Annotated in this window: 24 protein-coding genes; 13 read left to right on the top strand and 11 right to left on the bottom strand. The window is 64.8% G+C overall.

Annotated features, from left to right (window positions below; translation table 11 throughout):
• Positions 1–238 precede the first annotated feature (238 nt).
• The 5 genes from V6Z91_RS05405 to V6Z91_RS05385 all read left to right on the top strand — a co-directional run bounded on the left by V6Z91_RS05405 (position 239) and on the right by V6Z91_RS05385 (position 7,149).
• Positions 239–583, top strand: coding sequence for a hypothetical protein (locus V6Z91_RS05405; RefSeq protein ID WP_338767636.1), 345 nt, complete (start codon positions 239–241; stop codon positions 581–583).
• A 144-nt stretch (positions 584–727) separates the two neighbouring features.
• Positions 728–2,548 carry a glycoside hydrolase family 2 TIM barrel-domain containing protein gene (locus V6Z91_RS05400; protein WP_338767634.1) on the top strand — a complete coding sequence of 607 codons (1,821 nt, stop codon included), beginning with the start codon at positions 728–730 and terminating at the stop codon, positions 2,546–2,548.
• A 10-nt stretch (positions 2,549–2,558) separates the two neighbouring features.
• Positions 2,559–4,775, top strand: coding sequence for a glycoside hydrolase family 3 N-terminal domain-containing protein (locus V6Z91_RS05395; RefSeq protein WP_338767633.1), 2,217 nt, complete (start codon positions 2,559–2,561; stop codon positions 4,773–4,775).
• Between the two features lie 8 nt (positions 4,776–4,783).
• Positions 4,784–6,112 (top strand): glucarate dehydratase, encoded by a 1,329-nt coding sequence (gudD, locus tag V6Z91_RS05390; protein WP_338767631.1) that lies wholly within the window; start codon positions 4,784–4,786, stop codon positions 6,110–6,112.
• The gene (locus tag V6Z91_RS05385; protein ID WP_338767629.1) at positions 6,112–7,149 is read left to right on the top strand and encodes a LacI family DNA-binding transcriptional regulator; all 1,038 of its coding nucleotides are present in this window, start codon (positions 6,112–6,114) and stop codon (positions 7,147–7,149) included. The genes gudD and V6Z91_RS05385 overlap by 1 nt, the downstream gene beginning before the upstream one ends.
• On the opposite strand, the gene V6Z91_RS05380 is transcribed toward V6Z91_RS05385, so the two are convergent.
• Positions 7,146–7,406 carry a YkgJ family cysteine cluster protein gene (locus V6Z91_RS05380; protein WP_338767627.1) on the bottom strand — a complete coding sequence of 87 codons (261 nt, stop codon included), beginning with the start codon at positions 7,404–7,406 and terminating at the stop codon, positions 7,146–7,148. The two genes, V6Z91_RS05385 and V6Z91_RS05380, sit on opposite strands and share 4 nt — an antisense overlap.
• Positions 7,407–7,450: 44 nt before the next feature.
• Positions 7,451–8,671, bottom strand: coding sequence for a DUF445 domain-containing protein (locus V6Z91_RS05375; RefSeq protein ID WP_338767625.1), 1,221 nt, complete (start codon positions 8,669–8,671; stop codon positions 7,451–7,453).
• Between the two features lie 141 nt (positions 8,672–8,812).
• Between V6Z91_RS05375 and V6Z91_RS05370 the strand changes: the two genes are divergently transcribed.
• From V6Z91_RS05370 to V6Z91_RS05350, 5 genes are all read left to right on the top strand, one after another.
• Positions 8,813–9,034: a hypothetical protein gene (locus V6Z91_RS05370; RefSeq protein WP_338767623.1), complete on the top strand. Its 222-nt coding sequence runs from the start codon at positions 8,813–8,815 to the stop codon at positions 9,032–9,034.
• Between the two features lie 76 nt (positions 9,035–9,110).
• Complete coding sequence (locus tag V6Z91_RS05365) at positions 9,111–9,740, top strand: TetR/AcrR family transcriptional regulator (RefSeq protein ID WP_338767621.1); 630 nt, start codon at positions 9,111–9,113, stop codon at positions 9,738–9,740.
• Positions 9,741–9,901: 161 nt separating this feature from the next.
• Positions 9,902–10,555, top strand: a complete 654-nt coding sequence (locus V6Z91_RS05360; RefSeq protein WP_338767618.1) for a protein-L-isoaspartate O-methyltransferase — start codon at positions 9,902–9,904, stop codon at positions 10,553–10,555.
• Between the two features lie 10 nt (positions 10,556–10,565).
• Positions 10,566–10,889, top strand: a complete 324-nt coding sequence (locus tag V6Z91_RS05355) for a rhodanese-like domain-containing protein (protein WP_338767615.1) — start codon at positions 10,566–10,568, stop codon at positions 10,887–10,889.
• A gap of 71 nt (positions 10,890–10,960) precedes the next feature.
• The gene (locus tag V6Z91_RS05350; RefSeq protein ID WP_338767613.1) at positions 10,961–12,271 is read left to right on the top strand and encodes a TolC family outer membrane protein; all 1,311 of its coding nucleotides are present in this window, start codon (positions 10,961–10,963) and stop codon (positions 12,269–12,271) included.
• Between the two features lie 275 nt (positions 12,272–12,546).
• Here V6Z91_RS05350 and gloA read toward each other — a convergent pair whose 3' ends face one another.
• The 4 genes from gloA to V6Z91_RS05330 all read right to left on the bottom strand — a co-directional run bounded on the left by gloA (position 12,547) and on the right by V6Z91_RS05330 (position 15,707).
• A complete protein-coding gene (gene gloA, locus V6Z91_RS05345; protein ID WP_338767611.1) occupies positions 12,547–12,957 on the bottom strand; it encodes a lactoylglutathione lyase in 411 nt (136 codons plus the stop codon).
• A 77-nt stretch (positions 12,958–13,034) separates the two neighbouring features.
• Complete coding sequence (locus V6Z91_RS05340; RefSeq protein WP_338767608.1) at positions 13,035–13,979, bottom strand: hypothetical protein; 945 nt, start codon at positions 13,977–13,979, stop codon at positions 13,035–13,037.
• 70 nt (positions 13,980–14,049) lie between these two features.
• Positions 14,050–15,378 (bottom strand): sorbosone dehydrogenase family protein, encoded by a 1,329-nt coding sequence (locus V6Z91_RS05335; RefSeq protein WP_338767606.1) that lies wholly within the window; start codon positions 15,376–15,378, stop codon positions 14,050–14,052.
• 26 nt (positions 15,379–15,404) lie between these two features.
• Positions 15,405–15,707: a hypothetical protein gene (locus V6Z91_RS05330; RefSeq protein ID WP_338767604.1), complete on the bottom strand. Its 303-nt coding sequence runs from the start codon at positions 15,705–15,707 to the stop codon at positions 15,405–15,407.
• A 163-nt stretch (positions 15,708–15,870) separates the two neighbouring features.
• Here V6Z91_RS05330 and V6Z91_RS05325 point away from each other — a divergent pair, with 163 nt between their 5' ends.
• From V6Z91_RS05325 to recN, 3 genes are all read left to right on the top strand, one after another.
• Positions 15,871–16,767 carry a DUF3667 domain-containing protein gene (locus V6Z91_RS05325; RefSeq protein ID WP_338767601.1) on the top strand — a complete coding sequence of 299 codons (897 nt, stop codon included), beginning with the start codon at positions 15,871–15,873 and terminating at the stop codon, positions 16,765–16,767.
• 204 nt (positions 16,768–16,971) lie between these two features.
• Positions 16,972–17,871, top strand: coding sequence for an NAD kinase (locus V6Z91_RS05320; protein WP_338767598.1), 900 nt, complete (start codon positions 16,972–16,974; stop codon positions 17,869–17,871).
• A 24-nt stretch (positions 17,872–17,895) separates the two neighbouring features.
• Positions 17,896–19,542 carry a DNA repair protein RecN gene (recN, locus tag V6Z91_RS05315; protein WP_338767595.1) on the top strand — a complete coding sequence of 549 codons (1,647 nt, stop codon included), beginning with the start codon at positions 17,896–17,898 and terminating at the stop codon, positions 19,540–19,542.
• 47 nt (positions 19,543–19,589) lie between these two features.
• Here recN and V6Z91_RS05310 read toward each other — a convergent pair whose 3' ends face one another.
• From V6Z91_RS05310 to V6Z91_RS05290, 5 genes are read right to left on the bottom strand one after another with little or no spacing between them, the layout of a single operon-like run.
• Entirely contained in the window at positions 19,590–20,735 is a 1,146-nt protein-coding gene (locus V6Z91_RS05310) for a cupin domain-containing protein (protein ID WP_338767593.1), read from the bottom strand.
• A gap of 52 nt (positions 20,736–20,787) precedes the next feature.
• Positions 20,788–21,360, bottom strand: coding sequence for a hypothetical protein (locus tag V6Z91_RS05305; RefSeq protein WP_338767591.1), 573 nt, complete (start codon positions 21,358–21,360; stop codon positions 20,788–20,790).
• 50 nt (positions 21,361–21,410) lie between these two features.
• Positions 21,411–22,205, bottom strand: coding sequence for a hypothetical protein (locus tag V6Z91_RS05300; RefSeq protein ID WP_338767589.1), 795 nt, complete (start codon positions 22,203–22,205; stop codon positions 21,411–21,413).
• A gap of 14 nt (positions 22,206–22,219) precedes the next feature.
• Positions 22,220–23,554 carry an HlyD family type I secretion periplasmic adaptor subunit gene (locus V6Z91_RS05295; RefSeq protein WP_338767587.1) on the bottom strand — a complete coding sequence of 445 codons (1,335 nt, stop codon included), beginning with the start codon at positions 23,552–23,554 and terminating at the stop codon, positions 22,220–22,222.
• Positions 23,547–25,700, bottom strand: a complete 2,154-nt coding sequence (locus tag V6Z91_RS05290) for a peptidase domain-containing ABC transporter (protein WP_338767583.1) — start codon at positions 25,698–25,700, stop codon at positions 23,547–23,549. The genes V6Z91_RS05295 and V6Z91_RS05290 overlap by 8 nt, the downstream gene beginning before the upstream one ends.
• Positions 25,701–25,803 lie beyond the last annotated feature (103 nt).

Below are 25,803 nucleotides of genomic sequence, written 5' to 3'. Positions count from 1 at the left end.
AAGGGAGGTGTCGGGATGCGCAGCGGAAAGTGCGCGCCGAAGCTTACCACGTTGTGACCTCGACAACATATACGGTCCGGCTACCCGCGGCCGGGCAGGAGCGACCATTAAGGTCGTGTTAAGCCGGCATCACCTCTGTCGTTGCGGATTGGAAACGAATCAGGATTTTTAATGTTGCGAATCAAGAAAGAAACTTTCTGGATAAACAAAAATTGACCACCAATCCAGGAGGTCATCTATGCACAACCATATCAAGGCGGCCCGTGCCCATTTCGCCTTTGCCGGCTTCTATATCGCGCTGCTCCTCGCCCTGCTGTACATGGCGCGCGTCATCGATAATGGTATCGACTGGCACGTGCCGTGCGTGGTCGCCGGCCTCGTGCTCGCCCACGCGCTGATCGGATGGGGCGCCTGGTACGCGCATAACTGGGCACGCCTGCTCACGCTGGCCTTCGCGTTTCCCGCACTGCTGGCCGTGCCGCTCGGCACGCTCGTCGCGATCCTGCTGATTTCCTGCTGCTGGACAGCGTGGGAAACGCGGGACACATCGCCGGGCTTGCCCCCCGTTGCCGCTGCCAGGTAGGAACCTTCGACCGGCCGGCAGCCCTGCTGCCGGCCGGCGTTTCATCCCCGCATTTTTTGCTTTGACTTCCCGCCCAGCCCGGCTTACTATTTTCACAAAAATTGGTAGCGGTACCAGCAACACGATAACGATAAAGGGGACACGATGCTGAACCGGTTTTCCGCCATCGCGGCCGCCGCGCTGGCATGGCATTGCGCGGCGTGCGCCGATCCGGCACTGCAGAACATCCACGGCCGCACGCACCAGAACCTGGACGGACGCTGGCACCACATCGTCGACCCCTATGAAACCGGGTACTACGATTACCGCCGCAAACCCTACGACGCATCGGAAAAGGGCACGGGCGGCTACTTCGACGACCGCCAGCCCAAGGACAAGGGCGACGTGGTCGAATACAGCTTCGATGGCTCGCCCACGCTGGCGATCCCCGGCGACTGGAATTCCCAGGATGCCAGGCTGGAATTCTACGAAGGCACCGTGTGGATGCGGCAGAAATTCGCCGCCGCGCCGAAGGCGGACAAGCGCTATTTCCTGTACTTCGGCGCCGTCAACTATGAAGCGCACGTCTACCTGAACGGCAAAAAACTGGGCAGCCACAAGGGCGGCTTCACACCGTTCCAGTTCGAGGTCACGGGCAAGTTGAACGCCGGGCAGAACACCGTGATCGTCAAGGCGGACAACAAGCGCCACCAGGACGAGATCCCCACCGTCTCCACCGACTGGTGGAACTACGGCGGCATCACGCGCGACGTGCTGCTGGCCGAGGTGCCGTCGACCTATATCGCCGACTACAAGGTGCAGCTGGCCAGGGGCGACGCGCGCCGCATCGAGGGGTATGTGCAGCTCGACGGCAGCCAGGTGAACCAGGAAATCACGGTGACGATCCCCGAGGCGAACGTCTCCGCCAGGGTGCGCACCGACGCCGGCGGCCGCGCGGCCATCCGCATCCCCGTCGGCAAGCTGCGCTACTGGTCCCCGGAAGACCCCAAGCTGTATGGCGTGACGATCGCATCGGGCAGCGACAAGGTGGAAGACCGCATCGGCTTTCGCATGATCGCGACGAAGGGCCGCGACATCCTCCTGAACGGCAAGTCCACGTTCTGGCGTGGCATCTCGATCCACGACGAGAACCCGCTGATTCCCGGGCGCCTGCGCGGCACCGGCGACATGCGCATGCTGCTGCAATGGGCGAAGGACATGAACTGCAACTACGTGCGGCTGGCCCACTATCCGCACAGCGAGGAAATGATACGCCTGGCGGACGAGATGGGCCTGATGGTGTGGGCCGAGGTACCGGTCTACTGGACCATCTCGTGGGAAAACCCTGCAACCCTGAAGAACGCGCAGCAGCAGCTGACGGAGCTGGTGGTGCGCGACAAGAACCGCGCCAGCGTCGTGGTCTGGTCGATCGGGAACGAAACGCCCGTGAGCGAACCGCGCAATGCCTTCATGTTCAAGCTGGCCGACACGGTGCGCGCGCTGGACGATACACGCCTCGTCGGCGCCGCGCTGGAAGTGCACCGCAACGGCAATGAAGTGACCGTGGAAGACCCGCTTGCCGACAAGCTCGACCTGGCCAGCTTCAACGAGTACGCCGGCTGGTACTGGGCCAGCAACAAGGACATGCTGGACTTCCACTTCAACATCCCCTACGACAAGCCGGTGATCATCACCGAGTTCGGCGCCGACGCGCTGGGCGGTTTTCATGGCGATGCCGACACCCGCTGGAGCGAGGAATACCAGGACCAGCTCTACAAGAACCAGTTCCGGATGCTCGAGGCCATTCCCGGCCTGCGCGGCATGACGCCCTGGATCCTCGTGGACTTCCGCTCGCCGCGCCGCCCGCACCCTTACTACCAGGACTTCTGGAACCGCAAGGGCTTGATCACGCAGAGCGGCAAACGAAAACTGGCCTTCCACACGCTGAAGGCTTACTACGACAAGAAACAGCAGCAATATAAATAGGAGACCCTTGATGACGTTACGACCCGCCGCGCTGGCCGTGTCGCTGATCGCGATGCCCGCTCTCTCGCTTGCCCAGGATGCAATCGACCGCAAGGTCGATGCGCTGCTCAAGCGCATGACCTTGCAGGAAAAGGTGGGGCAGCTGCACCAGCTGTCCGGCGCCGAAGCCACGGGGCCGGAAGCGGCCAAGCGCGCCAGCCAGAATTCCGAGATCAGGGCCGGCAACGTGGGTTCCGTGCTCAACATCAAGGGGGCGAAGGAAACGCGCGAGGCGCAGGCGCTGGCGCTGCAATCGCGCCTGAAGATCCCGCTGCTGTTCGGGCTGGACGTCATCCACGGCTACCGGACCGTGTTCCCCGTGCCGATCGGCGAGGCGGCATCGTGGGACCTGGAAGCGATCGAGCAATCGGCGCGGGTGGCCGCGCGCGAGGCGGCGGCCGCCGGCATCCACTGGACGTTCGCGCCGATGGTCGACATCGGCCGCGACCCGCGCTGGGGCCGCGTGATGGAAGGCGCCGGCGAGGATACGCATCTCGGCTCGAAGATCGCCGTCGCCCGCGTGCGCGGCTTCCAGGGCGCGGCGCTGGGCGCGACCGACCGTGTGATGGCCACCGCCAAGCACTTTGCGGCCTACGGCGCCGCCATTGCCGGCCGGGACTACAACGCGGTGGACATGAGCCCGCAGCAGCTGCATGAAGTCTACCTGCCGCCGTTCAAGGCGGCCGCCGATGCCGGCGTGGCCACCTTCATGAACTCGTTCAACACCTTGAACGGCGTGCCCGCCACCGGCAGCGCCCTGCTGCAGCGCGATATCCTGAAAGGCGAGTGGAAGTACAGGGGCTTCGTCGTCTCCGACTGGGCATCCGTCAAGGAGATGGTGCTGCACGGTTATGCGAAGGACTTGTCCGACGCGGCCGTGAAAGCCATCAATGCCGGCAGCGACATGGACATGGAAGGGGAGGCGTACATCGCCCACCTGGCGCAGGCGGTCAAGGATGGCAAGGTGCCGCAGAAGAACGTGGACGACGCCGTGCGCCGCATCCTGCGCAAGAAGTTCGAGATGGGCCTGTTCGACGATCCGTACCGCTTCTCGGACCCGCAGCGCGAGCAGGCGGTGCTGGCCGACCCCGCGCACCGCGCCATCGCGCGCGACGTGGCCCGCAAGTCGCTCGTGCTGCTGAAGAACGAGAGGAATGTGCTGCCGCTGGCGAAGAACGCCAGGCATATCGCCGTCATCGGCCCGCTGGCCGATTCGCGGCGCGACCTGGAAGGCGGCTGGGTGGTGTCGGATGTGCGCGGCGAGGTCGTCAGCGTCCTGGATGGCATCCGCAACGGAGCGCCTCGTGCGCAGGTCAGCCATGCGGCCGCGTGCGCGCCCGGCTGCGCCACGGCCGAAGGCTTCGACGCGGCCGTCGCCGCCGCCGCCAAGGCCGACGTGATCGTGCTGGCCGTCGGCGAAACGTGGGACATGAGCGGCGAGGCGAAGTCACGTACCGATATCGGCCTTCCCGGACGGCAGACGGAGTTGTTCCAGCGGCTGAAGGCCACCGGCAAGCCGGTCGTCGCCGTGCTGTTCGCTGGCCGGCCGATGATCTTCAACGAGATCGCCGATCACGCCGACGCGATCCTGTACGCGTGGTTCCCGGGCTCCGAGGGCGGCAATGCCGTGGCGGACGTGCTGTTCGGCGACTACAACCCATCCGGCAAGCTGCCCGCGACATTCCCGCGCAACCTGGGCCAGATCCCGATCTCGTACGCCCAGTACAACACGGGCCGCCCCGTCGTGGACGAGAAGGACATCGTCTACCGCTCCGCCTACATCGATTCGCCGAACACGCCGCGCTATGCCTTCGGCCACGGCAAGAGCTATACGGAATTCGGCTACTCGGGCGTGCAGCTGGACCGCACCGTGCTGCGGGCGGGGCAGACGGCCACGCTGTCGTTCGAACTGGAGAACCGCGGCAAGGTGGCCGGCACCGAGATCGCGCAGCTGTACATCCGCGACATGGTGGCGTCCGTCGTGCGCCCGCTGAAGGAATTGAAGGGCTTCGCCAAGGTGCACCTGCAACCGGGCGAACGGCGCCGCGTCACGTTCACGATCGATCGCGACACGCTGGCCTTCTTCAACAGCCAGTTGAAATGGGGCGCCGAGCCCGGCGAATTCAAGCTGATGGTCGGCAGCGCCTCCGACGACGTCCGACTGGAAACCACCCTGCACCTGCAATGAAAGACACCATGAACGATACCCCGGTCATCACCTCTGCGCGCGTGATTCCCGTCGCGGGGCGGGACAGCATGCTGCTCAACCTCTCGGGCGCCCATGCGCCGTTCTTCACCCGCAATCTGCTGATCCTCACCGACAGTGCGGGGCGGCAGGGTGTCGGGGAGGTGCCGGGCGGCGAGGCGATCCGCAAGACGCTGGAAGAGGCCGAGGCGCTGATCGTCGGCCGCCCGGTCGGCGACTACAACGCCGTGCTGAACTCGGCGCGCACCGCCTTCGCCAGCCGCGATGCGCGCGGGCGCGGCGTGCAGACTTTCGACCTGCGCGTGGCGATCCACGCGGTGACGGCGATCGAATGCGCGATGCTCGACCTGCTCGGCCAGTTCCTCGGCGTCCCGCTGGCGGCGCTGCTGGGCGAAGGGCAGCAGCGCGACCAGGTGCCGATGCTGGGCTACCTGTTCTATATCGGCGACCGCAACAAGACCGACCTGCCGTACGCCAGCGAGGCCGATGCGCCGGACGCCTGGAGCCGGCTGCGCCACGAAGAAGCCCTGACGCCCGAGGCCGTGGTGGCGCTGGCCGAGGCGGCGTACGAGCGCTACGGCTTCCGCGACTTCAAGCTGAAGGGCGGCGTGCTGCGCGGCGAGGAGGAGATCGAGGCGGTCACCGCGCTGGCCGAGCGCTTCCCCGGGGCGCGCATCACGCTCGATCCGAACGGCGGCTGGCTGCTGAAGGATGCGATCCGGCTGTGCCGCGACAAGGGCGACGTGCTGGCCTATGCGGAAGACCCGTGCGGCCCGGAGAACGGCTACTCGGGCCGCGAGGTGATGGCCGAGTTCCGCCGCGCCACGGGCCTGCCGACCGCCACGAACATGATCGCCACCGACTGGCGCGAGATGAGCCATGCCATTGCCCTGCAATCGGTGACGATTCCACTGGCCGACCCGCATTTCTGGACCATGCAGGGTTCCGTGCGCGTGGCCCAGCTGTGCCAGGCCTTCGGCCTCACGTGGGGCTCGCATTCGAACAACCACTTCGACGTGTCGCTGGCCATGTTCACCCACGTGGCCGCGGCGGCGCCGGGCAATATCACGGCGATCGACACGCACTGGATCTGGCAGGATGGCCAGCGCCTGACGAAGGAGCCCTTGAAGATCGCCGGCGGCCTCGTCGACGTGCCGAAGAAGCCGGGCCTCGGCGTCGAGCTCGACATGGCCGAGGTGGAAGCGGCGCACCAGCGTTACCTGGGCATGGGCCTGGGGGCGCGCAACGACGCGATCGCCATGCAATTCCTGGTCCCCGGCTGGCAGTTCGACAGCAAACGGCCCTGCCTGGTGCGCTGATGGGCGACGATTCCAACGGCGACGATACCAGGCGCCGCCGCCGCAAGGGCCTGGGCCTGACCTTGCGCGACGTGGCGCGGCTGGCGAACGTGGCGCCGATCACGGCATCGCGCGCGCTGAACACGCCCGACGCGGTGTCCGACGAGATCCTCCAGCGGGTAAAGGATGCCGTCGAGCGCACCGGCTACGTGCCCAACCTGCTCGCCGGCGGCCTGGCCTCGCGCCGCTCCCGGCTGGTGGCGGCCGTGGTACCGACCATTACCGGTTCCGTGTTCCTGGAAACGGTACAGGCGCTCACCGAAACGCTGGCCGCCAACGGCTACCAGATGATGCTCGGCCAGTCCGGCTACCATGGCTCGCGCGAAGATGCGCTGCTGGAAACGATCATCGGCCGCCGTCCCGATGGCGTAATCCTTACAGGCATCATGCACTCCACGCTGGCGCGGCGCCGGCTCGTCGCCAGCGGCATCCCCGTCGTGGAAACGTGGGACCTGACGCCGACGCCCGTCGACATGCTGGTGGGCTTTTCGCACGAAAAGGTGGGCGCCGCCGTCGCGCAGTTCCTGCACAAGCGGGGCCGGCGGCGCATCGCCTGCATCAGCGCCGACGACGAGCGCGCGCTCCGGCGCAACCTGGCCTTCGCCAACGCCGCCCAGGCGCTGGGCGCGGATGTGGTGCCGACGCACATGGTGCCCGCCCCCAGCTCCGTCGCCAGCGGCCGCGAAGGCTTGCGGGCACTGCTGGCAAAAGACGCTTCGCTGGACGCCATCTTCTGCAGCTCGGACATGGTGGCGCTGGGCGTGCTGACCGAGGCGCACGTGCAGGGCATCCGCGTGCCGGAGCAACTGGCGATCATCGGGCTGGGCGACCTGGCCATGTCGCGCGAGCTGCATCCCGCGCTCACTTCCGTGCGCGTCGACGGCACGCTGATCGGGCATACCGCCGCGCAGTACATCATGCAGCGGGCCGACGGGCTGACCGTGGCCGAGCCGGTGAGGGATGTGGGGTTTACGATCGTGGAGCGGGAGACTACCTAGGCTACCGGTGCGGTGATGCGCTCCAGTTCCCCCAACCAAAGCATCGCCTGCTCGCGATCCGCCCCGCACATCTCGGCCGAAGGCTGCAACCCACCACAGAACGCCGGCCGCTCCGGCTTGCCGAAGATCCGGCAGCGGTTGTCGTCATCGAGCTGCACGCAACGCACGCCGGCCGGCTTGCCGTTCGGCATGCCGGGGATTGGGCTGGTGATCGAAGGGGCGGTGCAGCACGCACCGCAATGGTCGCGGCAGTTCATCGGACGGGGCAAACAACAGTGGGAAGCCGGCTATTCTACCTTGCTCAGAAGCGGCCCAGCCCCAGTGACAGCGCGTACAGCAGCACGCCCACCACACCGCCGACCAGCGTGCCGTTGATGCGGATGAATTGCAGGTCGCTGCCCACGTGCAGCTCCAGCTTCTGAGCAATGGTGTCGGCATCCCACTTGTCGATCACCTTCTGCACCACGGCGACGATGAGGCTGCGGCGCTCCACGATCGCCTCGGTGGCGAAGCTCTTCAGCCAGTCGTTCAGCTTCGTGCGCACGGTGTCGTTCTGTTCCAGCGCGGTGCTGAAGATGCGCAGCGCGGCCTGCGTGCGCAGCAGCAGGCGCGATTCGGGCGATTCGCTGGCGGCGTGCAGGCGTGCGCGGATATCGGCCCACACGCCGGCGACGTATTCGCGGAACAGCGGGTGCGTGATACCACGGGCAAGCAGGCCGCGCAGCTTCGCCTCGTACTGCGGCGATTGTTCCAGCTTCTCGATCAGCTCGGCGATCGCGCTCTGGAAACGCTCGCGCCATTCCCCCTGTTCGTCGGCCATGTCGTCGAGGATGCTCTGGATGCCATCCATCAGCCGCTCGTAGAATTTTTCATCGACCATCTTCGGCATCCACTTCGGGCTGTGGTCGTGCACCTTCTGCCGGATATAGCCGCGGTTTTCCTCCAGCGCGTTGCCCACCAGGCCGAGCACCTTCTGCAGCAGCCGCACATGCTGGCCGTTCGCCACCAGCACCTGCAATACTTGCCCCATCAGCGGAGCCAGCTTCACGTCCTTCAGGCTGGATGCGAGGGTGCCGCCGACGAAGCTGGCGGCGTCGCGGTCCTCGATCATGTTCAGCACGGCGGGGATCGTGCCGACGATGCGCTCGGCCACCGCGCGGTTGTTGGCCTCAAGTGCCAGCCAGCGCGCGCAGACGCCCGCCAGATCCACGTCCTTCAGCTCGTTTCGCACCACTTCCGGCGTGATGAAGTTATGTTCGAGGAATTCGGCGATATTGGCGCCGATCCGGTCCTTGTTGCGCGGGATGATTGCCGTATGGGGGATCGGCAGCCCCAGCGGATGGCGGAACAGGGCGGTGACCGCGAACCAGTCGGCCAGGCCGCCCACCATGGCCGCTTCGGCGAACGCGGCCACGAAGCCGAGCCAGGGGTACTGCGGCTGCAGCAGCCGGGCGGCCAGGAACAGGCCGGCCATGGCGGCCAGCAGGCAGGTGGCGATACGGCGGATGCGCCGCAACCGCATGAGTGGATCCCTGGTCGGCAATGCGGGTCTCCCGGCAAGAAGATGGTGCGATGATACGTCCGCCGGCCTGGGTATTACCGTTCGGTACGTCACGATGGCGCGAGGTGGCATAGCATGGCAGTTCACACGAAAGGACTGACCATGGATCGCGAACGACCGAAAGCAGGGGACGCGGTGCGGCCGATTGGCTGGCACCAGCAGATGATCGTCATCAGCACACGGGGCGACGATATCCGATGCCGCTGGAACGACGACGATGGCGAGCACGAGCAGGTATTCCCGTCCGCGCAACTGGAAACGGTGCGCCGCGGCGCCGAGTTTTCCGCCAATCCCGAGCGCAGCCGCGTCACGCATCGCCCATGAGGGCAGGCGTACGCGCCTTGACGTTGCCATGGTGCAGGTCTATCATTTAATGACCCGAAAGTAAGTTATTGCCACCATGTCCGACACGAAGCCGCGCTGGGCGCGCCGCAAAGAGGCCCGCCCGCAGGAACTCCTGGCCGCCGCGCTGGAATTGTTCGTGGACCGCGGCTATGCCGCCACTCGCCTGGAAGACGTGGCCCGCCGCGCCGGCGTTTCGAAAGGCACGCTGTACCTGTACTTCGACAACAAGGAAGAGCTGTTCAAGGCCGTCGTGCGCGAAAACATCGTGGTGGTGATCGGCCGGGCCGAGAGCGACGTCGCGGCCGCCGACAGCACCGCCAGCAAGGACCTGCTGCTCACGATGCTGCGCCGCTGGTGGTCCGACGTTTCTTCCACACGCGCCTCCGGCCTCGCCAAGCTGATGGTCGCCGAGGCCGGTAATTTTCCTGAAATCGCCCGTTTCTATAATGAGGAAGTGATCGCGCGCGGCACGGCGCTGATCGCGTCCATCGTGCAGCGCGGCGTGGACCGGGGTGAGTTCGTGCCGGTCGACGCGGAATTGATGACGAGGGTGCTCACCGCCCCCGTCACGATGCTGATGCTGTGGGCGCACAGCTTCGACCCCTGCTGCGGGCCGGTCGACGCGGAAGCGTTCATGGATGCCTACCTGGGCCTCGTCGAACGCGGCATGGCCAGGCCGGGCTGAGCCGCCGGCGCCGGCGGCCGGTCATATTCCCGTCGTTCAACCCCGCGAAACTGCAGACTGTCGCAATTTTCCGCCTTATACCGTCGTTATCGTTAATATCCCGTCCAGACCAGTTCAACGATAAAATGACGGATTCTTATTCCTTCACTAAAGTCGAAAAGATGAATATCGAACAAGCCCGCTTCAATATGATCGAACAGCAGATTCGTCCTTGGGACGTGCTGGACACCGATATCCTCGATCTGTTGATGGTCGTCAAACGCGAAAATTTCGTACCGGAAGCCTACAAGAACCTGGCTTTTGCCGACATTTCCATTCCGCTGCCGGGCGGTTCCGCGATGCTCACCCCGAAGATCGAGGCGCGCATCGCGCAGGACGCCCACGTGAAGAAGCATGAGAACGTATTGCTGGTCGGCGCCGGCACCGGTTACCTGGCTGCCCTGCTGGCGCACCGCGGCCGCCACGTGACCGCCGTCGAAATCGATCCGGGCCTGAAGGAACAGGCGCAGAAGAACCTGGCCGCCAATGGCGTGACCAATGTGACGGTAGAACTGGGCAACGGCGCGCAGGGCTGGACCAACGGCGCGCCGTGGGACGTGATCGTGTTCGCCGGCGCGCTGCCCGTGCTGCCGGATACCGTGCTGCAGCAAGTCAAGCCGGAGGGCCGCATCCTGGCGATCATCGGCGAATCGCCGGTGATGTCCGCGCACCTGATCACCCGCACGGGCGAGAGCAGCTACGACACGAAAAAGCTGTTCGAGACCGACGTGAAGCCGCTGCAGGCCGCCGTCACGCCGTCGCACTTCACTTTCTGAGCGATCCATCATGCAGCAGATTACCGCCCCCGAGCTGGCCGCCTGGCTGGCCGACGACAAGCGCGCGCGCCCGTTCCTGCTGGACGTGCGCGAGAACTGGGAATTCGACACCTGCCATATCGCAGGGTCGACCCTGATGCCGATGCAGACCATCCCGGCCCGCATCGACGACCTGGACGAGGACGCGGAAATCGTCTGCATCTGCCACCACGGCGCGCGCAGCCTGCAGGTTGCCGCGTTCCTGGAACGGCATGGCTTCCAGAAGGTGACCAATCTCACGGGCGGTGTGCACGCCTGGGCGCTACAGGTCGACGAATCGATGCCGAAGTACTGAGAAAACCGCAAGCGGCCGGGAAAACAAGAAAACCAACTGACATACCTTTGACAAGTCCAACGGAGAACGCAATGCACAGACCCCTCATCGCCGTGTTGATCGCCAGCGCGGTCACGTTTGCCGCCCCGGCGGCACGAGCGGCCGATCTGATCCAGGTTTACCAGCAGGCGCTGGCAAACGATGCCACGTACGCCAGCGCGCGCAACGCGCTGACGGCGGGGCAGGAGCGGATCACCCAGGGGCGTTCCGAGTTGCTGCCCTCCGTCTTCCTGCAAGGGACCCATGCGCGCAGCTACGGTTCGAACACGCCGCCGGCCGGCTTGAAGAGCGACGCCGACGGCCACCAGAACCGCTACGTGCTGTCCCTGTCGCAACCGCTGTTCAACTACGCGGCGTGGCAGGGCTACGAGCAGAGCAAGCTGGTGCAGGCGCAGGCCGAGGTGCAGTTCGCCCAGGCCCAGCAAGACCTGATCGTGCGCGTGGCGCAGGCTTACTTCGACGTGCTCACTGCGCAGGACAACCTGGCGTCGATCCAGGCGCAGAAATCGGCCACCACCGAACAGCTGGCGTCCGCCAAGCGCAACTTCGAGGTGGGCACGCAGACGATCACCGATACCCACGAGGCGCAGGCCGCCTACGACCTGGTGGTGGCGCAGGAATTCGCCGCCATCAATGCGCTGGAAGTGGCGCGCACGGCCCTGCAGCAGATCATCGGCACTGCGCCCGCGACGCTGGCCACGCTGCGCGCCGGCGTCACCATCGCACCGCCGCAACCGGCCAATATCGAGCCATGGATCTCGGCGGCGGAAGCGGACAACTTCAGCGTGGCGCTGCAGCGCCTCAGCGTGGAAATCGCCAAGCGGGAAATCAGCCGTAGCCGCGCCGGCCACCTGCCGACCGTGGACCTGACGGCCAATTCCGCGCGCGACAGCCGCTCCTTCATGGGCGTCGACCGCAGCAACTCGATCGGCGTGACGTGGACGGTGCCGATCTTCAATGGCTTCGCCGTCACCAGCAAGGTGCGCGAAACCATCGCGCTGGAAGAGAAGGCCCGCAACGACCTGGAAGCGAACCGCCGCGCCGCGGCGCAGGGCGCCCGGCAGGCTTACCTGGGCGTGAATAGCGGGCTGGCGCAGGTGAAGGCGCTGGAAGCGGCCGAGGTGTCCAGCCAGTCCGCGCTGGAATCGAACAAGCTGGGTTACCAGGTGGGCGTGCGGATCAACATCGACGTGCTGAACGCCCAGCGCCAGCTGTACTCCACGCAGCGCGACTTGGCCAAGGCCCGCTACGACACGATCATGAACGGCCTGCGGCTGAAGGCCGCCGCCGGCACGCTGAAGGCGGATGACCTCGCGCCGATCAATGCGCTGCTGACGAACTGACAGCGGAATTCGAAGAAGCCGCCGGCGCTTGCGTTGGGGTGTCGGACACCGGCTTTTCGGTGTCGGACACCGGTTTTCGTTAGATCTTGCCGACTTCGGCGAGGAAAACCGGTGTCCGACACCTGAAGGTGTCCGACACCAGGCACGCGAACGTTAGCAGGAAATCTACTCGAAACTGCTATCTAAGCGACATTAGGGTCAGATCCCGGTTCTTGGAAATAAAAAACGCCGGCCGTGCAGCGCACGAGCCGGCGTTTTGCATGGCGCCCGGCAAATTACCGCAGGCCGCCACCCTGGGCGTCGAACGAGCGCTCGATCAGTTCGATCTTGTAGCCGTCCGGATCGGTCACGAAGGCGATCACCGTGGTGCCGCCCTTGACCGGGCCCGGTTCGCGCGTCACGTTGCCGCCGTTGGCCTTCACGGCCTGGCAGGCTTCCACGATGTTCTCGGTGGAGATCGCGATGTGGCCGTAGGCATTGCCCAGGTCGTAGCTGTCCACGCCGTAGTTGTAGGTCAGCTCCAGTTCCGCGTGGTCGGGGTTGGTGCCATAGCCCACGAAGGCCAGCGTGTACTTGTACTCGGGGTTGTCGCTGGTGCGCAGCAGGTTCATGCCGAGCACCTTGGTGTAGAAGTCGATGGAGCGCTGCAGGTCACCGACCCGCAGCATGGTGTGCAGGATGCGCATGGTTGTCTTTCATATCGGATGCGAAGGGGCGATTGTAGGCGTTTTCCGCCGGGTTTGCTGGACACCCCCTGCCGTGTTCAAAACGTCGGCAGCGTGTTCGTTCCTTCCACCAGCTGGTATTTGCCGTCGCGGTAGGCATAGCGCGCCGTGCCGGCCAGCGAGCGTTTCGCCGCAACCGTCGCGCCGTCGCCCGCCGGCTGCGGCGACTTGCCTGTTTCGGGCGCCGGTGGCGGCGCCTCGTCCGTGTCCGCCTGCGCCCCGTCACCCGGTTGCAGCGTTTCCTCGCCCGTGATCTCCAGCACGAGATCGTCGTACGGCGCGTTCCTGGCGCGCCCCGAACCGGCCTCCAGGCGCCACTTCGCCTCGCCCGACCAGCACTCGTCCTCGCATGCCCCCTCGTTGTCCGACCGGGTCATCAGGCTGTCGCCGAGCAGGTTCGCCATCCGCTCGCCGGCCGGGTCGTACAGCGACAGCCAGGTGGCCGTGTAACCCTGCCCGAGCCAATGGTTTTCGATGGCCAGTCCCGGCTTGCCCGGCCCCAGCGTCACCCAGCGTATATCGGTGCCGTTGCGGCTTTTCTCCGCGATGTTCTCGTGCCGGCGGACGACGTGCCACACGCCATCCCGCTGGCGCAGCAGGAACAGGTGCACCGGCGAACCCTCGACTTCGCCGAGCATTTCCTCGCCGGTGGGGCGCCGGAAACTGCCCTCGACCACGAGTGCCGTGTCGCCGGAGGGCAGCGCGGCGCTCGTGGTGGCGGTCAGGACCAGCGGCATGTCGCCGTCCTGCGCGGGCGACACGTCCGCCGCGGCGCCGCCCTCGATCGCATAGCCCTTGGCCGGCAGGTAGTCGTCGCCGAACACGGCCTGCATCAGCGGAGCGTACGGGTCCTTGCTGGCGACCGGGGCCTTCGCCTGCGGCTGGGCGGCCGGGGCGGCGCGCGGCGGTGCATCGTCCGGCGAGCAGCCGGGCAGGCCGGCGGCGGCAAGCGCCAGCAGCGCCGTGGGCAACAACTTCTTCATGGCTTCCTGCTTTATGAAAAAGCAGGAATATAGCGCGAAGCTTGTTCGGAAAACAATGCGGCCGGTGAGCTTACTTGCCCGCCGGGACCACCCGCCAGATCGTGTTCCCCACGTCGTCCGCGACCAGCAGCGCGCCATCCTTGGCCACCGCCACGCCGACGGGGCGGCCTTTCGCGCGCTCGTCCTTCGACAGGAAGCCGGTCAGGATATCCTGCGGCGGGCCGGCAGGCCTGCCGTCGGCGAACGGCACGAACACCACCTTGTAGCCGCTGTGCGGCTTGCGGTTCCACGAGCCGTGCTGGCCGATGAAGGCGCCGCCGTGGTAGCTGGCCGGGAACAGCTTGCCGGTGTAGAACTCCAGGCCCAGCGCCGCCGTGTGCGCGCCCAGCGCATAGTCGGGCACGATCGCCTTGGCCACCAGGTCCGGGCGCTGTTCCTTCACGCGCGTATCGACGTGCTGGCCGAACCAGCTGTAGGGCCAGCCGTAGAAGCCGCCATCCTTCACCGACGTCAGGTAGTCCGGCACCAGGTCGTTGCCCAGCTCGTCGCGTTCGTTGACGACGGTCCACAGTGTTTTCGTCTTCGGTTCCCAGGCCATGCCGTTCGGGTTGCGCAAACCGGTGGCGAACAGGCGCGACTTGCCGGTGGCGCGCTCCAGTTCCCAGATCGCGGCGCGGCCTTCTTCCTTGTCCATGCCGTTCTCGGCCACGTTCGAGTTCGACCCCACGGTCATGTACAGGAACTTGCCGTCCGGGCTCGCGGTGATGTTCTTCGTCCAGTGGTGGTTCAGCGGGCCGGCCGGCAGGTTCATCACCTTCACGCCGCGGGCGGTGACGGCCGTCTTGCCTTCCTCGTAGGGAAAGCGCATCACCGAATCCGAGTTCGCCACGTAGAAGTCGCGCCCCACCAGCACCATGCCGAACGGCGAAGCGAGGTTCTTCAGGAAGACGTGGCGCTCCTCTGCCGCGCCGTTCGCGTCCACGCCACGCAGCAGCGTGATGCGGTTGGCCGACGGTGTGACGGCCCCGGCCTTCTTCTGCATGTGCTGCATGATCACGCCGCGCACGCCCTTGCTGTCCTCGGGCTTGGGCGGCGCGTTCGTTTCGGCCACCAGCACGTCGCCGTTCGGCAGGACGTAGAGCCAGCGCGGGTGGTCGAGGTTGCGCGCATACGCCGTGACCGTGAAGCCGGCCGCGGGGACCGGTTTCTCATCGCCTTTCCATGCATCGACGGCGGCCACGTTCACGGTGGGAATCAGCGACTTCTCCGGCTCCGGCAACTGGGGATTGGGGCCCCAGCCAACCGGGTACTGGGCCGTGGCGGCGGGGGCGTTCTGGCCGCTCTGGGCCAGCGCGGCGCCGGCGGCCAGCAGGGCGGCAATGACGAGGACAGGTTTCATGGCTCTTGCAGTTCGCGGTGGGGAAATCAGTCGCGCTTGATCACCGGCAGCGGGTCCGCTTCCGGCGTTTCGCCTTCCGGCACCGGCTTCTGGATGCCGGCATCGCGCCCGTAGTTGTCGGTATCGACGAGACCCTGCTCGATGTCGCGGCCGGCCTGCTCGATGCGCGTGCGCTCGGGATGGTGGCGCGTGCCCTCGGGCGACTCGTCGCGCTCGTGCGGCAGGCGCTTGCCGGCCGTATCCTCGATATGCACGTTCGTGTTGACCTGGCGGTCTTTCGTGTTCGGCTCCCGGGTGTTCGAGTCCGGGGTTTCCTTGGAATCGGTCATGATGCATCCTCCAAAACTTGTCTGAATCTCATCTTATCGATTCCCTCCATTCGCGGTCGCCCGTTTGGACCGGCGGAAAGTGTTGCAAAATGACATTTCCGTGGTGTGTTTTTGTCATGGAGCCGTTAGCATGGAGGGCTGGACCCGCCCAGAGAGCCATCGCTTGAAATCCGCCCTGAACGCCGAACCCGATCACCACGCCATGCCGGCGCATTGCCGCAATTGCGGCACCGCCGTGTCCGACAACTATTGCCCTCGCTGCGGCCAGGAGACCCGGCTGAACATGCCGAGCTTCGTGGAGTTCGCGCATGAATTCATCAGCCATTACGTGGCCCTGGAAGGCAAGCTGTGGGGCACCTTCGCGCGCCTGCTGTTCCGGCCGGGCGCGCTGACGAACGAGTACCTGGCCGGGCGGCGCCGGCGCTATGTGGAGCCGCTGCGGCTCTACCTCACGCTGTCGATCCTGTTCTTCGCGCTGGTCAAGTTCTCGGGTGCGGAGATGTTCCGGACGACGGTCGATGCCAGCCCGCCCGTCGTTGCCGGCAGCGCGGGCGGCGACGCCACGCGCGAGGGGGAAGACAATGTGCGGATCGGCGACGCGCTGTCGCCGGAAGTGAAACGGTGGGCACCGGCCGTGCAGCACACGGTCGAACGCTTCGACATCATGAGCAACAAGGAGAAGGGCGAAGCGCTGAAGAGCGGCTTCTTCCGCTATGCGCCGTACGCCATGTTCTGCCTGATGCCCGTGTTCGCGCTCTACCTGAAGGGCCTTTACCTGGGCACCGGCCGGCGCTATGGCGAACACCTGCTGTTCGCGCTGCACACCAACGCCTTCGCCTTCGTGATGTTTACGGCCTTCGCCGCGATGCCGGACGGCTTCATCAAGTTCCTGCTGTTCTGCTGGCTGCTGGGCTACCTGCCGTGGGCCATGCAACGCGTGTATCGCAAGGGCGTGTTCGGCACGGCGTGGCGCTGGGTGGTACTGATGGTGCTGCACCTGCTGTCGCTGGCCGTGGCAATCCTGCTGGCCATCTCGCTCGGCGTGGCGTTGGCGGCCTGATTTGCAGACCCGTTGAAGTCTTGCACAACTGACCAGCGCCGCTTATACTGTTTAAATATACAGTAATCGTGAGCGCACTTTGTGCGTCGGCTGGTTTGCATGGCACGTTGCCGCATGGCGAAGCGACGGCGAAATGGGTTACCCTTCGCCGTGCAAGCGTTTTGCCTGCATCATGCTGATCCATCTGCCGCCAAAGAGCTCCCTATGCCCGCCACCCCTGCCATGTACAACACGATCGCGCTGGTCGTCCGGCCCAATACGGCCGGCATCGAGGATTCCGTGCGCGACGTCCTCGCTTTCCTGGGCGCGGGCGGCTACAGCGTGGTATTCGATACCGACACGGCCGAACACCTGAACATGCCCGAGATTCCCGCGATGAGCGCGCAAGGCATCGGCGAAAAATGCGACTGCGCGATCGTGATGGGCGGCGACGGCACCATGCTGGGCATCGCCCGCCAGCTGGCGCCGTTCGAGGTGCCCCTGATCGGCATCAACCAGGGCCGGCTGGGCTTCATGACCGATATCCCGCGCGATGGCATGCTGCCCGTGCTGGCGCGCATCCTGGCCGGCACGCACAAGGCCGAGCGCCGCACGCTGCTGGAAGGGCGTGTGCTGCGCGAGGGCAAGGCGATCCACGTCGGCCTGGCGGTCAACGACGTGGTCGTTTCGCGCGGGGCCGGCGCCGGCATGGTCGAACTGCGCGTCGATGTCGACGACCACTTCATGTACAACCAGCGCTCCGATGGCCTGATCGTCTCCACGCCCACCGGGTCCACGGCCTATGCGCTGTCGGCCGGCGGGCCGCTGCTGCATCCCACGCTGGGCGGCATCGTGATGGTGCCGATCGCGCCGCACGCGCTGTCGAACCGGCCGATCGTGCTGCCGGATTCGAGCGAGATCGTCATTGAAGTCAACCGCGGGCGCGACATCACGGTGAACTTCGACATGCAGACGTTCGCCAGCCTGATGCCGCAAGACCGCATCCATATCCGCCGTTCGCCGCACGCGATCACCTTCCTGCACCCGGAAGGCTGGAGCTACTACAACACGCTGCGCGAAAAACTGCACTGGAACGAGTACCCGTCCACTGACGGAAAAATCTGAACGAGAAGGCTTTCTTCGAGACCCATGCTGCGTACACTGTCCATCCGCGATTTCGTCATTGTCGATTCCATCGAACTGGAATTTTCCGCCGGCTTTACAGTCTTCACGGGCGAAACGGGCGCCGGCAAATCGATCCTGATCGACGCGCTCACCCTGGCCCTGGGCGGGCGGGGCGACGCGAGCGTGGTGCGCGAAGGCGCGGCCAAGGCCGACATCACGGCCGATTTCGCGATCACCGATGCGGCGCGGCAATGGCTCGAGGCGAACGAGTTCACGTCCGAGGACGGCGGTGCGCTGCTGCGCCGCGTGATCGACAATGCCGGCCGCTCCAAGGCCTATATCAACGGCATCGCGGCTACCGCCGGCCAGTTGCGCGAGCTGGGCGACCTGCTGGTGGACATCCACGGCCAGCACGCCCACCAGTCGCTGCTCAAGACCGATGCGCAGCGCGAGCTGCTGGACAGCCAGGCCGACGCCAACGGCAAGGAAGTGGCCGCCGCCTACAAGGCCTGGCGGGCGCTGGCGAAGCAGCTGGAGGAATTCGAGACCAATGCCGCCAACGTGCTGCTCGAGCGCGAACGGCTGGAGTGGCAGGTCGCCGAGCTGGACAAGCTGGCGCCGAAGCCGGGCGAGTGGACCGAGATCGGCAATGAGCACAGCCGGCTCTCGCATGCCGCCAGCCTGCTCGAAGGCGCGCAGGAGGCCCTGGCCCTGATCTCGGAATCGGACGAGCAGCCGATCGTGTCGCAGCTGGGGTCGCTGAACCAGAAACTGTCCAAGCTCGTGTCGGTGGATGCGGAAATGCAGCCCATCGTCGACCTGATCGAATCGGCCCGCATCCAGCTGCAGGAATCGGCCTATGCGCTGAACACGTACCTGGACAAGGTGGAGCTGGACCCGGACCGCTTGCGCGAAGTGGACGCGCGCATGGAGGCGCTGCATTCGTCGGCCCGCAAGTTCCGCGTCGATCCCGACGAGCTGCCGGCCGAACACGCGCGGCTGGCCGCGCAACTGAACCAGCTGGCCGATGCGACCGACATCGAAGGCTTGCGCAAGCAGGAAGCGAAGCTGAAGGAAGAGTACCTGGCGGTGGCGAAAAAACTGTCCGCCAGCCGCGCGGCCGCCGCGAAGGCGCTGGGTGCCGCCGTCACCAAGGCCATGCAGGACCTGAACATGACGGGCGGCCGCTTCGAAGTGGCGCTGCATCCATGCGAGCCATCGGCGAAGGGGCTGGAGCAGGTGGAATTCATGGTGGCCGGCCACGCCGGCGTGGTGCCGCGGCCGCTGGCCAAGGTGGCTTCCGGCGGCGAACTGGCGCGCATTTCGCTGGCGATTTCCGTGATTACGTCGAACGCGACGACGGTGCCGACCCTGATCTTCGACGAGGTCGACAGCGGCATCGGCGGCGGAGTCGCCGAAGTGGTCGGCCGGCTGCTCAAGCGCCTGGGCCAGGAGCGGCAAGTGCTGTGCGTGACCCACCTGCCGCAGGTGGCCAGCCAGGGCAACAGCCACTTCCAGGTGGCGAAGAGCACGCTGGCCAACGGCAAGACCGCCTCGCGCATCGAGGTGCTGGACGCCAAGGCCCGGGTCGAGGAAGTGGCCCGCATGCTGGGCGGCCTGGAAATCACTGCCACCACGCGCAAGCACGCCCGCGAACTGCTGGCCAGCTGAACACGGGGCGGCCCGTCCCAAGGCATGGCGGTGCGTGCCCGCCGTGCTCAGTCCAACGCCACGACGTCTTTCCTGAGCAGCGCCTTGACGCCCGCCTGCAACGTGTCTGGCGCGTGGCCGGGCAGTGCCGCTTCGATCTGCGCGATGGAGAGTTCCCGCTGGGAAGAAAGCAAGCCGAGGATGGCGAGTTCCTGCGGGCTGCGACGGTCCAGCGAGCCGTTGAGCCGCATGTACTGCCGGCCGAGCTCCGTTCTGATCTCGCCCGTCAGGCGCACTTTCCGGCCTGGCGCCAACCGGTCGCCCTGCTGGGACGTGAACAGTTCGAGGTTGAATGGCGTCGCCACCCGCTCTTCGGTCAGCATCTCGCGCATAAACTCCTCGTAGTAGTGCGGGCTGGCGATGAAGCCGGCGAGGATCTTCGCGAGTTCCTCGATATCGCCATCGGCCGGCTGATCGAAATGGGCCGTCTTGCGGGCGGTAACGAAATCAGGCAGGTACTTGGTGACGCACCATGCCGCGTAATCGATCATCTTCGGCTGGTGCAAGCCCACCGTGATGTGGAAGGAGGGCTCGCCGATGGGCGTGGCCGCATGCCACCAGCCGCGCGGCAGGTATAGCACGTCGCCGGGTTTCAATACCGTGTCCAGCGCCGGCGCTTCGGGGCACTCCTGCTTGCGGTATTTGCTCGTGTGTTCCCGCAGCGGGAATTCGAACGTGGGTTCATGCACGGACCAGTGCTTCGAACCGAACAGCTGGATGACGAAGACGTCGTGCGTGTCCCAGTGTTTGCCGAACGTGCCCGTTCCCGTGTACGACAGATAGGCGTTCACCGCCGTGCTGCCGCCGGCGATGCCGGCCACCGCGCCGGCGAGCTTGCGGATGTAGGGAGAACTCAATTCCAGCCGGTTGAACACGGCGGTAGCGCCGCGTTGCATCAGGTCATAGAAGCTCGCCTTGCGCAGCCGCTTGCGGCTGAGGCCGGCCTCGACGATGTCCTCGGCATAGCTGCTCTCGTCGACAAGGCCGTCGCACATGATCTTGAACCGCGGTTGCGCCGGTTCGATCAGGTAGAGCAGGTCGTTGATGAACGACCAGTCGACCATTCCCGTCTCGGCCGCGGCAGGGCACAAGTAGAACTGTTTTTCCCGGAAGCGGTCGCGGAATTCCTGGTCGGTTATCTTCAAGTTAAGCATGCATGTCCTTACGCAAAAAGCGCCGCCGGGGCGGCGCTTTGTCATCGGGTGATCAGGAGTAACCGTCGCCGTCGTCGGTCGGCGCGGCCGCGAGCGGTTCGACGTTGCGCACCGTTACCTTTCCGGTCTTGTCCGTGATCGCCGGCGACCACCAGTAGAGGTAGGGCGCGTTGGGGTTCGGGTGGCCCGGAGGCGGTTCGCCGCCACTTTCGTTGACGTGCAACTCCGGCTGGAAACACGTACCGCGATAGATGCCCAGTCCCGGCGCGCCGCTGAAATCGGTATAGTTGCGCCCGTCGTGGTGCTTGACGTAGATGTACTCGTCCAGCGGCAGGTTGCCACGCTGGGCCGACGTCAGGGAGTTGTAGCGCCCGGTGTAATAGATGATGTCGTCGTAAAATGCCTCGATCTGGGAGTCGACGCTGGTGATGCTGCCGTTATGGTTTTGCGTTTTCCACGTTACCGGATCGTACTGGTACAACCCCACGTGGGAAGTGCCGGGCCGCGTTGCCATCGCGTTGGGCATACCCATCGACGATTCGATGAAGGCTGCCTTCACCGCGAGGTTGATCTGCTGGGAGTCGAATCCGCGTGCCACGCCATGATCGACGATCTTGGTCATCATATCCTTCTGCGTGGCATTCATGTTCATAGCGTTGGTACATGCCATGTAGCTTATGCTCCTTTACATTGTCGAGTGTCGAAGCGCGGATAGCCTGCGGTCGCCAGTTGCTCCAGCCATCGTTGCAGGTCGGGCAGACCGGACTTGGGCGTCTTCAATTTCTTGAGCTCGCCGCAAATCAGGTCCCGGTCGCCGGTGGCGATCAGCGCAGCGAGCATCTCGGGGAAATATGCTGCTGGGTTTCTCTCTTTTTTCAGTTGGTTGAAATATCCCTGGTAGTGGTATTGCGCTCCTTTCTTGAAATCGACGGCGAAAGCCGTGGTTGCGCCATCGCTGGCGAGGGTGTACACCAAGGGGAAGTAATGCGGGCCGGTCAATTTGTCACCGAAGATGTCGCGCCGCAGGACCAGCGTGCGCACTTTCCCGTCCGCATCGGCGACCAGTTTCGCCGGGCTGTCGAAGTAATCGAGTTGCGCGACAGGAGCGGGCATGGGCGACAGCTTGAAGAGCTTCTTTGTGTAATGGCGGCCGCCGAGGTTGCCGCAAAATGCCGCGTAGTCGTTGCCGATCCATTCGATGGCCGGGATGGCGCCGCAGCCCGGGCGCAACGGCGTCTGTTCCATATAGACGACCGCGTCCTTCGTTCCCCGTGCAATGCTGATCGTGCCGGTCGTCTCGCCCTGCAAATCGCCCGCCGCCGTTTCCACCCGCTCGACATACGAGTAGATGTAATCGCCTCGCGCGCCAGTGTTCGTTTGCGCCGCGGCGGGGAGAGAGGCCATGGCGGCCCATGCGACCATCGCGATGCCGAAGCGGCGGCCATCCTTGTCTGCCTTTTGAATCATCAACACATCCTCCTTGGTTACCGTTGTTGGGCTGCGTCCTTCCAGTAACGCAACATGGGCTGGAAGAACAGCTGGATAAATTTTCGGCGGTCCGTTTTCACGTCGATCACCACCGTCATGCCCGGCTTCAGCGCCAGGGTCGACGCATCGTGCAGCGAGCGCTGCATCAGCGAAGCGCGGATGCGGTAGCCGCCCGACTGCGGCTTGGTCTTGTCGCTGCTGCTCTCCGCATCGGGACTGATCCATTCAAGTTTCCCCTTCAGGCCGCCGTATTGCATGAAAGGGTAGGCGTCCACCTTCACTGTCACCTCCTGGCCTTCCTTGGCAAAGCCGACGTCGGCACTGGAGAGCAATCCCTCGACGACGATCGGCGCTTCGCTCGGTACGATGGAGATCAGGTTCTGCCCCGGCGCGACCACGGCGCCCAGCGTGTTCACCCCCACCTGCTGGACGAAGCCGTCGACCGGTGCGCGCAATTCCTTGATGCGCTGCGCCCGCAACGCCTTCTCCAGCTCGGCCGCGAGCGTGGTGGCCTCGGCGCGCTTCGCGTATAGCTCGGCGAAGAGCTGGGCCCGGTTTTCCTCGATCAACAGGCGTCTTTTCTCTTCCAGGTTGCGGATGTCGTTGCCGGACGCATTGAGTTTTTCGCGGCTGCTGATCAACTCCCTTTCCTTGCTGAGAAGGGTTTCCTTGGTCGACACATACGTGACCATTGGTATGGCTTGGCCAACGTATGGCCGGAACCTGGCTTCCTGTTCGGCGGCGGCGGCTCGCGACTGCTCGAGGAACGTGAGGGCCTGTTCCTGGGCAAGGCGGTTCTGCCGCGCGTTGTCGAGCTCCGTGTCGGCCTGCCGCAGCTTCGCCTGCATGCTGGCCGCGTGCGCGCGCCGCAGCTCTTCCTGCACGGCCGCCGCATTGGTCAAGGCGGCCAGCGGCGGGTACACCGGCACGGTGCCTGCGATCTCCGCTTCGACGCGGGCGATCTCGAACCGGAGCAGTTCATGCCGCGACCGCATCGCGCCCACGTCGGCGTTGCTCACGGACGGGTCGAACGTCACCAGCAGGTCGCCGCGGCGCGTCAGGCTGCCGTCCTTGACGTGGATGGACCGAACGATCGCCGTCTCGGGCGCCTGGATGGTCTTCACGTGCCCATCCGGCACGATACGGCCGGGGGCGCTGGCCACCACGTCGGTCTCCACAACGCATGCCCAGACAAATGCGGCCAGCGTCAAGCCCGCGATCGCGTATTGCAAGCCGCGATAGGAGGCCGGCAGGCGGGCGTCGAGCACGTCGCGGGCGTCGGTGAACTCGCTCAGGTCCAGCGGCGGAGTACGGTGCGGAAATTTACTCATGGCTGGCCAGCTCCACCAGTTGTCGTTCCGCCGTCGTCGATGCATGCAATTGCGCGTAGATCGGGCAGGTGTCGAGCAATTCGCGGTGGGTGCCGCTGCCGACGAGTTCGCCGGCATGCAGAATGTGGATCAGGTCGAAGTTCACGATGGAACTCAGGCGGTGTGTGATCACGATCAGTTTCCGGTCCCGGAACTTGCCGGTCAGGTTTGCGTAGATGCGCTGTTCGCCGTACACATCGATGGCGCTCGTTGCCTCGTCCAGGATCAGGACGTCCGGCTCGTCCAGGATCGCGCGCGCCAGTGCAATGCGTTGGCGCTGGCCGCCCGACAGGTTGATGCCACCCTCGCCCAACAGCGTGCTGTAGCCATGTGGGAGATCCTTGATGAATTCATGGGCTCCCACGCACGTGGCTGCCTCGATGATCTGCTCCGTCGTCGCCCATGGCGCCTTGAACGCGATGTTCTCGGCCACGCTGCCCGTCATCAGATGCGATTCCTGCAGCACGAGGCTGACCCGGCGGCGCAGCAGCGTCGGATTGATCAGCCGGGCATCCGTCGCGCCGTACTCGATCAAGCCGCCGCTTTGCGGGTACAGCCTGAGCAGAAGTTTCAGCAGCGTGCTCTTGCCCGACCCGCTGCGGCCGATCAAGGCCACGGCGGCCGCATCCGGGAAATGCAGGCTGATGTTCTTCAACGTGGGCGCGTGCTGGCCGGGATAAATGAAGGTCACGCTCTGCATACTGATGGAGCCTGGCGGCAGCGCCGTGATCCGGTCGTCCGTATCGATTTTTTCCGGCGGGCTGTCCATAATGTCGGTCAGCCGCTCCACCGCGTGTTGGACGCGCTTCCATTCGTGCCAAAGATGGGTCAGACGTTGCAGCGGATACATCACGCGGAAGGACAGCATCTGGAAGGCGATCAGCTGGCCCGCACTCATGCTTCCGGAGATGACCAGTTCGGCGCCGAACCACAGGATCGCCAGCGTGCAAACCCGTTGCAGGAAGCCGTTGACCGCCATGCTCGTGCCTTGCAGCGAGCCGTTCCGCATCGTGGCGATAACGAGCCGGGTAAAGGATTGTTCCCATTTGCGCGCCGCATAGTTTTCCGCCGCCAGTGTCTTCAGCGTTTCCATATTGGCGATGCACTCGAGCATTTGCGAATGGCAGCGGGTGTTGTAATCGGACGAGGCGCGCATATAACTGCGTTCCAGCCCTTTTATTGCATAGGCGAATAACAGGATGAACGCGGCCGCCACCGCCGTGATCGCGGTCAGTGTCGGACTGTACATCAGCATCAACGGGATAAATACGACAAAAAATGCAAGATCGATGACACTGCTGATCCCCGGACCGGTGATGAAGTGCCGGATCGTATCCAGTTCATTGAATACGCCGGTGACGTGGCCGGCCGAGCGTTTGTTGAAAAATATCAGCGGCAGTTGAAAAAGATGCCGCTGGATTTGCACGCCGATCGCGATATCGAGTTTGCTGGCGATGAAAGCCTGCTGCTTCGTGCGAATGATCGCCAGCACCAGTTCGAAGACGATCGTGATTGCGATACCCGTGCCCAGTAGATACAGCATTGACGGGTTGCTGCGCGACAAGACCTTGTCGATGATCACCTGGCTGAAGAGCGGCAGGGCCGTGGCGAACAGTTGCAGCACGAGCGCCGATACGCCGATCTTCCAGGCCAGTTGTGAATATGGCCGCAACCGTTCCAGCAGCCACCAGACACCGAACGTACGGTTGTCGGGCGGGGTCCATCGAGTTTCCACAACCTCCATCACATGGCCGGGACTGGCCGCGATCAGTTCCTGATGCGACAGCACGGTCCGGCCCTCGGCCTGGCCAGGGTTGACGACAATATAACCGTGCTCGTTCCGTTCCGTGGCCAGCGAAATAACGCCGCGCGTATTCTGGAAAAGAAATGGGGTAGCCGGCCTGCTATTCTCGCGATCACTGAGGCTGATACGCCGCACCGCGAGGCCATATTGCGCAGCGAGCGACTTCAAAATGTCGACAGGGCTTTTGTCTGTATCGACCCGCTTCTCTCGCAGTAATTTATGGCTGTCGGTAGTTATTTTGAACTTCTGGGCGACAAGGCAAAAGCAAAACACTGCGCTGTACTGACGCGAGGTGAGGGCCATCTATATTTTATATTAACTCAAAGAGGCCGGGATAATAGCTGTGGCAAAAGCATCGTGCAAGGGATGTCGTTGGAAATATTTATTTTGTAACTTTCAAATTAAA

It is taken from the genome of Massilia sp. METH4 (assembly GCF_037094685.1).
In the GTDB taxonomy this organism is placed as follows: Bacteria; Pseudomonadota; Gammaproteobacteria; order Burkholderiales; family Burkholderiaceae_D; genus Rugamonas.
The sequence above is the reverse complement of the archived record's forward strand: the minus strand, read 5'-3'. Positions and strand labels throughout refer to the sequence as shown.